A 12,691-nucleotide genomic window follows, 5' to 3' on the forward strand; every position below is an offset into this window, starting at 1 on the left:
CACGTGAGAATAAGCTCTCTGAAATTTATTTTTGATAAAGTTTTTTTCAGAGAGTTAGGAATAAGTTTAGGTGTTGAATGAGGAAATGTATAAGGTATGAAAAAGAAAACCATTCTTGAATTACAGCAAAGAATGGTTCTGTTTAGAAATATTAAGGTTAGCTTTCTTCTATAGGAAAAACTTGTCTCACAAACTTAAGAAGCTCTTCAATGGCTTTAAATTCTTTCTCAACAGGAACTTGCCCAGTGAAATAATTAACATTCATTTTATCACCATTTTTCTCTATTCTAAATATTGAATCCAGCTTAAAATTTCCATTTTCTGGAATGCCAACTGTTAATGAATTAATAAGATTATGATACTGAGTGGTATAGCCTAATTCTTCTAGTTTTTCTGAAATCTCTTTATAGTCCATAATTAATCATTGGTGTGGAAGAATGTGGAATTTTGGTGATTTTCAATACAGATTGGTTAAAGATAAAGTATATTTTCAGTTTTATTATGATTTTAAAATAGATAACCGACCTCAAATTAATGATGTGGGTTAAAAAACGAACTCAAAAACCAATGATAATCTGAACTACCATTGAGTGCTTTCTGAATACCCTTTGAAAATTCAAAGGCATTCAAATTTAGGAAAGTATCTATATAGTTGCTCATATTAGCCTATGTAAAGAGATTATAGGTATCTCAAAGATTAGAAATTTCTTCAAAACTAAAGAGGCTTGGATTTATTTTGTGGATTAAAACCAGCTGGTTTTGTGGGTTTTATAAATAAAAATCAATGCTATTTTTCTATTGGGAAGAGCTGCTGTACAAATTTAATTAATGCTTCAAGGTCTGTAAAGTCTTTTTCCAATCCTAGCTGGGCCTCAGAATATTGAATATTATATCTGCCTTCAGATATTTTCAAATAAAATTCCCTTCCAGGCTTTATGATAAATGTGTGGTCCTTGATGCCGCAAAACAAAATTCTTTCTGCGTCATTGTTGAACTGCTTAAATTCAGCATAGTAGCCTTCTTTTTGAAAGAGTTCCCTTACATACTCCGGATTATTCATTAAGTTATTCTCACGTATTGAAAAACAAAAAAAATCTCCCAAAAATTTGAGAGATTTCTGTGGGTCCTGAGGGATTCGAACCCCCGACCCTCTGGGTGTAAACCAGATGCTCTGAACCAACTGAGCTAAGAACCTTATCTTCGTTTCCTCGATTAGAGTGGTGCAAATATACGACTTATTCGGATAATTGCAAATTTTTTTCTAAAAATTCTCCAACAACAAAGTTACTTCCGCCGATGAAAATCATTTCCTCCTCTGTACATCGTTCTTTTGCAGCGAGATACGCATCCTGTACTGAATCAAAAATTTTATAAAAAATTTTTGCCTCCTGAAGCAGATTTTCATAATCCAGAGGATGTCTTCCCCTGTTAATGGATGGTTTGGCAAAATAAAACTCAGAATTTTCCGGAAGAAGCGCCATTACTTCATCTATTTTTTTATCATTCACAAACCCCAAAATGACATGCTTATGTCTGTCGATAGTATTAAGCTGTGAAAAAACATACTCTAATCCTGCCTGATTGTGTCCCGTATCACAAATTGTAAGCGGATTTTTAGAAAACTCATACCATCGGCCGATGAATCCTGTATTTTTATGAACATTCAATAACCCCAGTTTAATATTTTCATCAGAAATAGAGATATTCAGTTTTTTTAATTCTGAGATAAGAGCAAGTACAACACGGATATTTTTCTGCTGGTAACTTCCCTGAAGATCAGATCTGAGACTGGTTTGTATAGCAGTCGCATCAATAAAAGGTGCTTTTTCTTCAATGGCTTTGTTCTGGATAATACTTTTTACCGTTTCATTTTCATCACCGGAAACTACAGGAGTACCGCTTTTGATAATACCTGCCTTTTCTGCTGCAATTTTTTCAACAGTGTCTCCCAGAATATCCTGATGGTCCAGCTGAACGTTGGTAATAGCAGAAACCAGGGGTTTTATAATGTTCGTAGAATCCAGTCTTCCTCCCAGGCCTACTTCAATAATGGCAAAATCTACCTGTTTCTGATGAAAATATTCAAAAGCCATGATCGTGGTAAACTCAAAAAACGAAGGACGGATATCTTCCGGAAGGTTTTTAAGCTTTTGGATAAATTCATAAACAAACACCTTATCACAGTTAGTTCCGTTCACTTTAATGCGTTCAGTGAAGTCAATAAGATGAGGAGAATTGTATAATCCCACCTTATATCCGGCTTCCTGAAGTACAGAAGCGAGCATGTTGCTTGAAGATCCCTTTCCATTGGTTCCTCCAATATGAATGCATTGTATTTTATTCTGAGGGTTGCCAAAGAAGTTACATAGTCTGGTAATATTGTCCAGGCCTGGTTTATATGCCTTCTGGCCGTCGATCTGATAATTGGGAGCCTGTACGAAAAGCCAGTCAACAGCTTCCTGATATTGTTCATTTGTCATAATACAAAATTCTCAAAAGTTTTAATAACATGAAACAATAATTTTTTTAAACTGTAACTTTTTTATATTTGATACGTCTAATATGGAAAATTCTTAATATGAAAAAAGTTTGGATTATCGTTTTTGGATTAAGCTGCCTGGGATTGAGTGCCCAGAAGAAATGGTCCTTAAAAGAATGTGTAGACTATGCGGTGGAGCATAATCTTCAGGTTATCCAAAATCAGTATAACAAACAATCACAGGATGCCAGCCTTAAAATTGCTAAAAAAGAGTATCTGCCCACTTTGTCAGCTAATATGTCAAACGGGGTAAGCTTCGGACAGGCGTCTCTAGGTGCAGGAAGTTTCAGAAACGACAGATTCAACAACAGTGTGGGAATTGGAGCGGATATATTGGTCTATAATAACGGGAGGCTGGAAAAAAGCGTGAGGAAAGCTCAGTTTGATGTAGAAGCCAGTCAATATGATATTGAAACAATTAAAAACGATATCTCTCTTCAGATTGCCCAACAATATCTGACTGCTCTTTTGAATAAGGAGATTGTTAAGATTTCTCAAAGTGCGTTGGAAAATGCTCAAAAGCAATATGACAGAGCTAAAATAACAACGGAGGTGGGAACAACAGCTCAAACCGTTTTAGCTGAAGCAGAAGCTGCGCTGGCAAGAGAAAAACAGAATCTTAAGAAAGCTGAAATTGAGGTGGGAAGAGCATTATTTGCCATTGCACAGCTTTTACAGCTCCCTGAGTATAAGGATTTTGATGTGGAAAATGTAAATGTTCCTGAAACGTTAGATTCACCGTTGATGACAGCAGATGAGGTTCTTACCACTGCCTATGAAATACAACCGCAGATTAAAGCCGCAGAAAGCAGGATAAGATCTGCAGAAGCTCAGACAGAAGTGAGTAAAACGGCTTTCTGGCCTACACTAACGGCCAGTGCCGGGCTTAGCACTTTCTATAATTATCAAATTTCAAAAGGGCAGGAAAGAGTTTCTCAACCAGGGTTTTTCCAGCAATACAGTGATCAGTTCGGACAAAATGTCGGATTATCCCTGAATGTTCCTATTTTTAATAAAGGGATAACAAAATTACAGGTAGAGCAGTCAAAAATTAATGAAAGTATTGCTAAAAATACACTGAACCAGCAGAAGCAGACCGTGAGACAGAATGTACAGAAAGCTCAGTTTGATGCAGATGCTAATTATGAAACCTATCTGGCGGCTGTAGAAGCAGAGAAGAGTACCAGGCTGGCTTTAGAATTTGCCGATAAAAGCTATGCTGCAGGAAGAACAACGATTTATGACGTAAATGTTGCCAGAAATAATTATGCAAACGCACAGGGATCAGTTGCACAGGCAAAATACAACTATCTTTTCAGCCTTAAAATGTTGAGTTTCTATGCGGGAGTTCCATTAAGTTTATAAAATGCCAATCCAATCATTAGAAAAATATTTACCTCAAAATACGCTTAAATATTTAAAAATTTGGTTTTCAGATCATTATATTCATATAAAAGTAACACGCAACAGAAATTCCAAATTAGGAGATTACAGAAAACTGCCGGATAACTCCCATGAAATAACCGTAAACTCAACCCTTACACCACCGCTTTTTTTCTTCGTTCTTACCCATGAACTGGCTCATTTGATTGCCTTTGAAAAATACGGAAGAAGAATCTCTCCGCATGGAAGCGAATGGAAAGAAGTTTTCAGGAATATGCTTCTTGAAAGCCTTGAAGTGTATGATGATGAACTGAAGCCTATTATCGTAAAGTTTTCAAAATCTCCAAAGGCTAATTTTATGGCGAGTCCTGATCTGGTAAGATATTTTCATACTGAAAAACAGGATGATAGGCTTTATTTCATTGAAGAACTTCAAAAAGGAGATTTTTTTATGTACCGCAACGAAAAGTATTTATTAGAAGGTCTGATTAAAAAAAACTATCTTTGTAAGAATCTGGCTACTGGAAGGAAGTATTCTTTCAAGCCTTTGGCTAGGGTTGAAAAATGTAGGCAAGAATGTTAAAATCAGATAGATACTGCGTTATTATGGCGGGAGGAATCGGAAGCCGGTTCTGGCCAATGAGTACGCAGAAATTTCCAAAACAGTTTCAGGATATTTTAGGGACAGGACGCACTATGATTCAGCAGACGTATGACAGAATCAGCAGGATAATCCCTAAAGAGCATATATTCGTGATTACGAATAAAGAATATGTAGCGCTTTCCCATCAGCAGCTTCCGGAAATTCCTGAAGAAAATATTGTGGGTGAGCCTCTGATGAAAAATACAGCGGCATGTAATCTGTACATGGCCAATAAAATTGCTGAAATAAACCCCGACGCTACTATGATTGTGCTGCCGGCAGATCACCTGATTCTGAAGGAAGAAACATTTTTAGAGAAAGTAGAGCTGGCCTTCGACCTGGCATCAAAGAACGACTATCTTGTAACGCTGGGAATTACTCCTACAAGACCTGATACAGGGTACGGATATATTCAGTTTGTAGAAAAGAAAGGATCAGAATATTTTAAAGTAAAAACATTTACCGAAAAGCCCATTCTGGAAATTGCCCAAAGCTTCCTGGAAAGCGGAGACTTTCTGTGGAATGCCGGAATATTTATCTGGAATGTAAAAAGTATTCATCATGCTTTTGAAATGTATCTTCCTGAAATGATGCAGCATTTTATGGCCTGTGAGTATAATTCTGAGAAAGAAAATAACTGTATTGAACTCATTTACCCGAAAGTTCAGAAAATCTCCATTGATAACGGGATATTAGAAAAAGCTAAGAATGTTTATGTTATCCCTTCTGATCTGGGATGGAGCGACTTAGGAACCTGGACTTCCGTGTACGAGAACACAGAGAAAGATAAGGACGGGAATGCTGTAAAGCTGAAACATTTACTGGCTTATAACTCAAAAGGAAATATCATCCGTCTGAAAAATAATAATAAAGCGGTTATCATTGACGGTCTTGAAAATTATATAGTGGTAGATACAGATAAGGCACTGCTGATTTGTCCAAGAGATAATGATCAGCTGATTAAAGACTATGTCCTTGATCTAAAAAGCTTTAAGAAAGGAGATAAGTTCATGTAAAATATATAAGTTGGTATACTTTCTGTTGATTTTGAAATTATGATAAAAACAGCAACACGAATCATCGCTTTTATTTTTTTGTTTCTGGGAGTTCTTGGGTATGCCCAAGGGAAAAAAATAAAATTTTCCAGTATTTCCAATATTTTACAGCATGTTACTCCCAATGATAAAATAGATTCATGGGTACTGGTTTACAACAGCTATGGAAAAAATCAGGAAATAAAGAAATCCGGAGGAAAGATGGAATATACCCCGCAATTTTCGGGATTTAATCTGTTTCCAAGTGAAAACAGCTTTTATTATATTGCCTATTCTGCGGGAGGGAAAATGAATTATATAACTGATCTGGAGGGGCTGAGAAAGTTTGTGGGAAAAATTGATAATGCCGAAGAAGCTGCTATTTTACTTACTGCAGGTGATTATATGGTAGACGAAGAATTTACAGATATTGCCGGAAATTATTATGAAGATTCTTCAAACTATTATCTTGATCTTGGAAAACTGACGTCCAAAGAATGTCCTTACCAAAAGACGCATTATACCCTCACTGTTAATAAGTCTACTGGTGTTATTTCCAGTATAAAAGACAACGGAACCTATATTGAACTTTACAATAAGAGGTGTCCGAATAATCCAAGGCTTTTGAAAACTCAGAAAAAAGAAGAACCGAAAGATGACCCTAAAAAATCAAGCAAAAAATAAAACCTACGAAACGGAAAGGCTGATTCTTCGCCCGATGTCTCTGGAAGACCGCGACCTCATCTTTGAATTGTACAACACACCCAAGTTTATCAGGTATATCGGAGACCGTCATATCAAGACACCTGATGATGCAGAAGACTATATCAGGAACAGATTTTTACCTCAGTTTGAAAAACTGGGCTTCGGAAATTATGCAATTATTACCAAGGAAGGAAGCAAAAAAATAGGCGGAATAGGAATCTTTGAAAGAGAAGGGCTGGATGTAGCAGATATAGGATTTTCGCTGCTGGAAGAGTTTGAAGGTAAAGGATACGCTTATGAAGCCGCTGTAAAGGTAAAATCTATAGGAATGGATGATTTCGGATTGACGAAAATCTCTGCCATTACCTCGAAAGATAATTTTTCTTCCCAGAAACTGATCGAAAAGCTGGGGCTTCAGCTCAAAGGATACGTAACGCTTCCGGATGATGATGATGAACTGCTGTATTACGAAACGGAATGAATTATTTTTATGAGATAAATATCAGTTTCGGGCTGCCACAGGCAGCTCGAAACTGATATTTACCGGAACCTTATTTTTTATATTACTATTACTGCAATTACTCTAAAATTTGCTCGGCAGCCGTTTTCGAAGTAACCTTTTCAATCACTCTTGTACAAATCCCGTTTTCATCAAAAATAAAAGTGGTCCTTACAATTCCCATATAGGTTTTTCCGAATGTTTTTTTCTCCTGCCATACTCCGAATTTTTCGATGATATCATGGCTTTCATCAGCGATGAGGTCATAAGGAAAAGCAAATTTACTGTGAAAGTTTTTCTGCTTTTTCACGGTATCTCCGCTTACTCCTAAAAGCTGAAATCCTGCTTTCTTAAGCTTGGCATAATTGTCGCTCAGGTTGCAGGCTTCTACAGTACAGGTCGGAGTATTAGCTTGCGGATAAAAGAAAACAACCAGCTTTTTTCCGATTAATTTTGCTGAGGATATTGTTTTTTCATCCTGATTTACCCCTTCAAATTCAGGTAATTTGTCTCCAACTTTCAACATAATGATTTATTTTTGTTCAAATTTAAGGGTTACATGACAAAAAAGCAAAGAGCTGAGCTTGTTCAGCAGGAATTAGAAAAGTTATATCCTACAACACCTATTCCGCTGGATCATACGGATCCGTATACATTAATGGTTGCTGTGGCACTTTCTGCCCAGACAACGGATAAAAAAGTAAACCAGGTCACTCCTGATCTTTTTGCCGTAGCCGGAACACCGCAAAGAATGGCCAGGCTGGAAGAACATGAGATTAAAGAACTCATCAAAGAAATAGGGCTGTCCAATACAAAAGCCAAAAACCTGAAAAGAATGGCCGAACTTTTACTTGAAAGGCATAACGGTATCGTTCCGCAGACTTACGAGGAATTAGAAGCACTTCCTGGCGTAGGGCATAAAACCGCATCCGTTGTCATGAGTCAGGGATTTGGTTTTCCTGCTTTTCCGGTAGATACACACATTCACCGTCTTATGACCCAATGGAAGCTTACCTCAGGAAAAAATGTGGTGGAAACGGAAAAAGATGCCAAGAAACTATTCCCGGAAGAAGTATGGAATAAACTCCATCTTCAGATCATTTTCTATGGCAGAGAATATTCTCCTGCAAGAGGAAAGGGTGAAAAAGATTTTATCACGAAGATGATGTTTGAGAAATAAAAATTATTGCTTCGGTAAGCTTTTTTGTACAAAATCCTGCTTTCTGATCTGTGTAAACAATTCTCTGTACAGAGCAGTAGCCAGATCGGTACTGATGTCTGTAAGCGGATCTTCATATTCCATAGAAAGAGATCCCCAGCCGTTTGTTGAAATAACAACATGGCAGAAATCATCCTGTATAAAACTTTCAACTTCAATATTGAATTCCCGGCAAAGATTAATAAAGCCGGTATAAATATCTGTATTCTTAATTTTTTCATCAATGGTGTTGACGACCAGCGTGTTATTTCCTTCGTTTCCTTGTTTTTTCAAGATCACTTCTTCAAAACAGGATCTATTGATGACGGGGATAAATTCTTTTTTCATGCTTTTATATATCAAGTAATCTTCTGTGATAATTAATCTGCCCAAGATGATAATCCAGATGGGTAATCAGGTGGATCAGAAAGTATCCTGTCGTCATTTTATCTTCAAAAACAACAAGAGGGTATTCCTTTTCAAGGTCTTCCGGAGTTAATTGGCTGAGAACATGGTTAATCATGGTCAATGTTGCCTCAACTTTTTCAGTAAGTTCTGTTTTGGGAATGTTTTTTAATGAAAATTCAAGATCCCGGTTTCTGATGTAACCCGTGTTACCAAGGCATGCGCCTATGAAATGATTAAGGTTTCCAATAAGATGGAGACATAAGTTTCCCGCAGAATTGGAGATGTTTTGATCCGTTTTCCAGATCACAGCTTCATGCTGATACGCTTCGATTTCTGTTTTTAATTTATTTAAATCTCTGTTATAAAGAGATTGTAGGCTTTCTATGATCATGTTTTACTGTATTATGGTTTTTTAATTATTGATGAAGATCAGTTTAGATTTCTTTCCTCTGAATAATTGCTGCTAAAACTATAAAATTTTGAAATTCCTTTGAAAAACATAAAAAATGGGAGCATCATCAATGTCCCATTTTTTATATTTCTTTATTTCTGTTTCTTAGCCCAAAGCTTCATCTTTCGGTCTAATACATCCAGTGGCAGGCATCCCTGGCTTAATACTTCATCATGGAAGCTTGCCAGACTGAATTTTGTACCCAGCTCTTTCTGATACTTATGTCTCAGCTCACGGATTTTTAAAGAACCAATTTTGTAGCCCAGAGCCTGTCCCGGCATGGCCATATATCTTTCCACTTCAGCGGTTGCGCTGGCTTCATCGTAAGAGATATTGCTTAGGAAATATTTAATGGCTTCTTCTCTGGTCATTGTTCCGGTATGAATTCCGGTATCTACCACCAGCCTTACTGCTCTCAGCATCTGATCGCTCAGATAACCCATTTTCTGGTAAGGGTCGGTGTACAGACCAAATTCAGGACCTAATGTTTCACAGTAATGAGCCCAGCCTTCACCGTAAGCACCAAACCAGCCAAATCTCATGAATTTAGGAAGTTTTGTGTTTTCCTGCTGAAGAGAAACCTGATAATGGTGGCCCGGAATAGCTTCATGAAGGAAAAGAGATTCCATTCCTGAAGTTACATTGAACTTGGAAGGATCAGGAAGCGGCATATAGAATATTCCCGGTCTTTTCCCGTCCGGAGTTCCCTGGATATATTCTGCACTGGCGCTGGCTTCTCTGAATTTCTCGGTCTGTCTGATTTCAAACTTCGTTTTGGGCGTGACACTGAACATGGTTTTCAGTTTCGGCGTAATCTTCGTCAAAATACCATTGAATCCATTCAGAACCTCCTTAGATGTTTTATAAGGCATTGCCTTCGGATCTGTTTTTACGAAATTGATGAACTCTTCCAAAGTTCCTGAAAATCCTAACTGCTGCTTCACTTTTTCCATTTCAGCACGGAGCATAGCCACCTGCTGAAGTCCGATTTTGTTGATTTCTTCAGGGCTTTTCTTAGTGGTAGTCCAGCTTTTTGTATAATATCTGTAAATTTCATTTCCATTAGGAAGACTGTTATAGCCATCGGTATCTCTTGCCTTTGGAAGATATTCTTTCTCCAGGAAAACTCCCATTTTGGTATAGGCGGGAATAATCTTTTTGGTGATGATCTCTTTATACTGTGCACTGAACTTATCTTTCTGCTCCTTGGTAAAGTTCTTCGGGAACTTTCGGATAGGTCCGTAGAAAATATTTTTTTCCATATCGGGAGTGGTAATCTCTTCAGCTTTCATTTGCGGGATCATTTTTACCACCAGCTTTTTGGGAAGAACTATTTTATTGCTGATTCCTTCACGGAAATTTTCTGTAGCAGTATTCATCCATTCAGGAAACTTTTCCATTCTTTTCAGCCAGTCGCTGTAGTCCTTTTCTGTTTTGAATGGCTGGCTGCCTTCACCGCTTCCATAGAGAGGAAAAGTCAGTGGCAGTCCGCCAAACTGTGTAAAAGGGATATATTCAGGATGATATGCATAAGCTTCGGTTTTATCTTTTAAAGTATAATCCAGCACATCATATACCACTTTATCTTCATCCGAAAGCCCTTTATAATCTACGCTTTCCAGCTGTTTCTGCACCGAATTGTAAAATGCGATCTCACCGGAGATAAAATCTTTATCAATGTTGATGGGAAGCTGGTCATTATATCGCAGGTCTCCCTGAGAGGTAGCTTCCAGAGGATATAATTTAAGAGCCTGTTCATAATAATTGGCGGCAATAGAGTCCAAGTTGGTAGGGGTCACCTTCGTCAGGGGAGAGTCTGATTTTTTGCACGAAGCAAGTCCTATCACCAGACCCAGTCCTAAAATGCTTTTTGATAAAATGTTTTTCATTTTCAAAATCTTTAGGAAACAAAAGTAAGTATTATTGAGATATACAGGATAATTGATGAATGATTTAAAAAAATAATTTTCAAAATATTTTCAACTTAAGATCAATTTTTTATCTTTGTCTAAAACGTTTAACAATCATATTATTACAGCTCTTTTTTAAGAAATAATGAAAGGGATTTTAAAAATTTACCATCCGGACGAGACCCTAAAATACAATATCAGAAATACTTATTGTAAGGCGGTATATAGCAACCAGCAGCACTTTCTAGAGGTTGAAGTGATCACGGATGACGGACTGGATCATGTAGACGATGATTCACTGCAGTACAACTTTCCACAACTTTCACTTGAAATCTTCGATTTTCCGATCGAATCAGCAGAAATAGAGGGAAAGACCATTATGATCAATGATTCAGAAGAAGATACATATACTGAAGTAGATCTTTTCGATGATGAAGAAGCCTTTATTTATGATAACGAGCTTCTATTTGAGAAAAATGAAGAAGGAGAACTTCAGGTAACCTGGAAGGGAACCATTGATGACTTCTATACCGGATCTGATCAGCCGATCCCATTCCGATTAAAATGCGAATTTAAACAGGACGACATTGAAGTAGACGAAGACTAGACCCTTCAATCATCCTTATTTTATACCAGATTTCTTTTCAAAAACTCTTTTGGAAAGAAATTTGCTGTTTATGTATTATAACAAATTTAAGTTGTTTTTAAGCATTTTTTAAGAAAGCAATTCATAATATTCCACTACATTTGTCGTTAAAACTTTTATAAAAATTCACATTAATGCTGTTAACGGAACTTACTCAGATTTTATTTGCACAAATTACTGCACCTGCAGTTGCAACAGACGATTTAGAATTTTCATTTTGGAAGATCATGTTCCACGGAGGAGCTTTCGCTAAAATAGTGATGGTAACCGTTTTGGCTCTGGGTGTATTTTCTCTGTACCTGTTCTTTGAACGTTTTTTCTTTATTAAAAGGTTAACCTCAAAAACAGATTCCAATTTCATGGATAACATCGAGGATTTTATCAAAGAAGGAAAGATAGAGTCTGCGGTGGATTACTGTAAAAGACAGAACTCTCCTGAAGGAAGAATCCTGGAAAAGGGAATTTCAAGATTAGGACGTCCTGTTTCTGATATTGTAAGCGCTATGGAATCTCAGGCACAGGTAGAAGTGGCCAATATGGAAAAGAATCTTAACCTTCTGGCTGTTGTACCGAGTATTGCTCCTATGTTGGGGCTCTTAGGAACAGTAATCGGGATGATTATTGCATTCTTCAACCTTTCTCATGCAACAGGATCTTTCTCCCCCAAAACACTTTCAGAAGGTATTTACACTGCATTAGGGCAGACTGCTGTAGGTTTGGCAGTCGCAATTCCTGCAAACTTTTTCTATAATATCCTTCTGACAAGAATTGATAAATTTGTTCTGAAAGCTCAGGATATGTCTGGCGAATTTTTAGACCTTATCAATAAACCTTTATAATTCTGTGGTATGAAAATTCAGAGAAGAAATAAAGCAAATCCCGAATTCAGCCTGGCAGCGATGACTGATGTTATCCTGTTGATGCTGATCTTCTTTATGATTACTTCATCTGCAGCCAATCAGAGTGCTATTGATGTAAAACTGCCAAAAGCAGGAGCTGTTGAAGACAATATTCCCAATCCTTTAACAGTAAGTATCAAACCGGACGGATCCTATTATGTAGACGACAATCCGGTAACCAAAGATCAGCTGGAGCAGGTCATTGTCAATAAATTAACAGGTCAGACCAATAAGTCTTTCACCATAAGGGCAGACGAAAATACCCTGCATAAAGACTTTGTATTTGCAATGGAAATTGCTGAGAAACATAAATTCAATGTTGCCATTGCAACGGTTAAAGACAAATAATAAAGCCGGAATACCGGCGGAATGTGTT

Annotated in this window: 17 protein-coding genes and 1 tRNA gene; 9 read left to right on the top strand and 9 right to left on the bottom strand. The window is 37.2% G+C overall.

Annotated features, from left to right (window positions below):
- Nucleotides 1–157: 157 nt before the first annotated feature.
- The 5 genes from AOB46_RS14465 to AOB46_RS14480 form a co-directional block, all read right to left on the bottom strand.
- On the bottom strand, nucleotides 158–415 hold the full coding sequence (locus AOB46_RS14465; RefSeq protein WP_062700593.1) for a hypothetical protein: 258 nt from the start codon (nucleotides 413–415) through the stop codon (nucleotides 158–160).
- 116 nt (nucleotides 416–531) lie between these two features.
- Nucleotides 532–660: a DUF3871 family protein gene (locus tag AOB46_RS23120; protein ID WP_241489219.1), complete on the bottom strand. Its 129-nt coding sequence runs from the start codon at nucleotides 658–660 to the stop codon at nucleotides 532–534.
- Between the two features lie 127 nt (nucleotides 661–787).
- Nucleotides 788–1,102, bottom strand: coding sequence for a hypothetical protein (locus tag AOB46_RS14470; protein ID WP_131724387.1), 315 nt, complete (start codon nucleotides 1,100–1,102; stop codon nucleotides 788–790).
- A gap of 18 nt (nucleotides 1,103–1,120) precedes the next feature.
- Nucleotides 1,121–1,194: transfer RNA gene (locus AOB46_RS14475), tRNA-Val, on the bottom strand.
- 41 nt (nucleotides 1,195–1,235) lie between these two features.
- Nucleotides 1,236–2,480 carry a bifunctional folylpolyglutamate synthase/dihydrofolate synthase gene (locus tag AOB46_RS14480; protein WP_062700597.1) on the bottom strand — a complete coding sequence of 415 codons (1,245 nt, stop codon included), beginning with the start codon at nucleotides 2,478–2,480 and terminating at the stop codon, nucleotides 1,236–1,238.
- A 98-nt stretch (nucleotides 2,481–2,578) separates the two neighbouring features.
- Here AOB46_RS14480 and AOB46_RS14485 point away from each other — a divergent pair, with 98 nt between their 5' ends.
- Genes AOB46_RS14485 through AOB46_RS14505 form a run of 5 tightly spaced genes read left to right on the top strand, consistent with a single transcriptional unit; the run spans nucleotide 2,579 to nucleotide 6,785 of the window.
- Nucleotides 2,579–3,904, top strand: coding sequence for a TolC family protein (locus tag AOB46_RS14485; protein ID WP_062700598.1), 1,326 nt, complete (start codon nucleotides 2,579–2,581; stop codon nucleotides 3,902–3,904).
- A 1-nt stretch (nucleotide 3,905) separates the two neighbouring features.
- Nucleotides 3,906–4,505: a SprT-like domain-containing protein gene (locus AOB46_RS14490; RefSeq protein ID WP_062700600.1), complete on the top strand. Its 600-nt coding sequence runs from the start codon at nucleotides 3,906–3,908 to the stop codon at nucleotides 4,503–4,505.
- Nucleotides 4,499–5,581 (top strand): mannose-1-phosphate guanylyltransferase, encoded by a 1,083-nt coding sequence (locus AOB46_RS14495; protein WP_241489220.1) that lies wholly within the window; start codon nucleotides 4,499–4,501, stop codon nucleotides 5,579–5,581. The genes AOB46_RS14490 and AOB46_RS14495 overlap by 7 nt, the downstream gene beginning before the upstream one ends.
- 39 nt (nucleotides 5,582–5,620) lie before the next feature.
- Nucleotides 5,621–6,283: a hypothetical protein gene (locus AOB46_RS14500; RefSeq protein ID WP_062700602.1), complete on the top strand. Its 663-nt coding sequence runs from the start codon at nucleotides 5,621–5,623 to the stop codon at nucleotides 6,281–6,283.
- Nucleotides 6,255–6,785, top strand: a complete 531-nt coding sequence (locus tag AOB46_RS14505) for a GNAT family N-acetyltransferase (protein ID WP_062700604.1) — start codon at nucleotides 6,255–6,257, stop codon at nucleotides 6,783–6,785. The genes AOB46_RS14500 and AOB46_RS14505 overlap by 29 nt, the downstream gene beginning before the upstream one ends.
- A gap of 97 nt (nucleotides 6,786–6,882) precedes the next feature.
- On the opposite strand, the gene bcp is transcribed toward AOB46_RS14505, so the two are convergent.
- Entirely contained in the window at nucleotides 6,883–7,329 is a 447-nt protein-coding gene (gene bcp, locus AOB46_RS14510; protein WP_062700606.1) for a thioredoxin-dependent thiol peroxidase, read from the bottom strand.
- A 33-nt stretch (nucleotides 7,330–7,362) separates the two neighbouring features.
- On the opposite strand from bcp, the gene nth reads away from it, so the two are divergent.
- Nucleotides 7,363–7,983, top strand: a complete 621-nt coding sequence (gene nth, locus AOB46_RS14515; RefSeq protein WP_062700608.1) for an endonuclease III — start codon at nucleotides 7,363–7,365, stop codon at nucleotides 7,981–7,983.
- Nucleotides 7,984–7,986: 3 nt separating this feature from the next.
- Here the strand turns inward: nth and AOB46_RS14520 are convergent, their stop codons facing one another.
- From AOB46_RS14520 to AOB46_RS14530, 3 genes are all read right to left on the bottom strand, one after another.
- Nucleotides 7,987–8,349, bottom strand: coding sequence for a hypothetical protein (locus AOB46_RS14520; protein WP_131724388.1), 363 nt, complete (start codon nucleotides 8,347–8,349; stop codon nucleotides 7,987–7,989).
- Nucleotides 8,350–8,353: 4 nt separating this feature from the next.
- On the bottom strand, nucleotides 8,354–8,800 hold the full coding sequence (locus AOB46_RS14525) for a DinB family protein (protein ID WP_185113874.1): 447 nt from the start codon (nucleotides 8,798–8,800) through the stop codon (nucleotides 8,354–8,356).
- A 152-nt stretch (nucleotides 8,801–8,952) separates the two neighbouring features.
- Nucleotides 8,953–10,749 (bottom strand): DUF885 domain-containing protein, encoded by a 1,797-nt coding sequence (locus tag AOB46_RS14530; RefSeq protein ID WP_062700611.1) that lies wholly within the window; start codon nucleotides 10,747–10,749, stop codon nucleotides 8,953–8,955.
- A gap of 166 nt (nucleotides 10,750–10,915) precedes the next feature.
- Here AOB46_RS14530 and AOB46_RS14535 point away from each other — a divergent pair, with 166 nt between their 5' ends.
- The 3 genes from AOB46_RS14535 (at nucleotide 10,916) to AOB46_RS14545 (ending at nucleotide 12,663) form a co-directional block, all read left to right on the top strand.
- Nucleotides 10,916–11,377, top strand: a complete 462-nt coding sequence (locus AOB46_RS14535) for a hypothetical protein (protein WP_062700613.1) — start codon at nucleotides 10,916–10,918, stop codon at nucleotides 11,375–11,377.
- A gap of 173 nt (nucleotides 11,378–11,550) precedes the next feature.
- Nucleotides 11,551–12,255 carry a MotA/TolQ/ExbB proton channel family protein gene (locus tag AOB46_RS14540; protein WP_062700615.1) on the top strand — a complete coding sequence of 235 codons (705 nt, stop codon included), beginning with the start codon at nucleotides 11,551–11,553 and terminating at the stop codon, nucleotides 12,253–12,255.
- Nucleotides 12,256–12,264: 9 nt separating this feature from the next.
- On the top strand, nucleotides 12,265–12,663 hold the full coding sequence (locus tag AOB46_RS14545; RefSeq protein ID WP_062700617.1) for an ExbD/TolR family protein: 399 nt from the start codon (nucleotides 12,265–12,267) through the stop codon (nucleotides 12,661–12,663).
- Nucleotides 12,664–12,691: the final 28 nt, after the last annotated feature.

It is taken from the genome of Chryseobacterium indologenes, assembly GCF_001295265.1.
Taxonomy (GTDB): Bacteria; Bacteroidota; Bacteroidia; order Flavobacteriales; family Weeksellaceae; genus Chryseobacterium; species Chryseobacterium indologenes_A.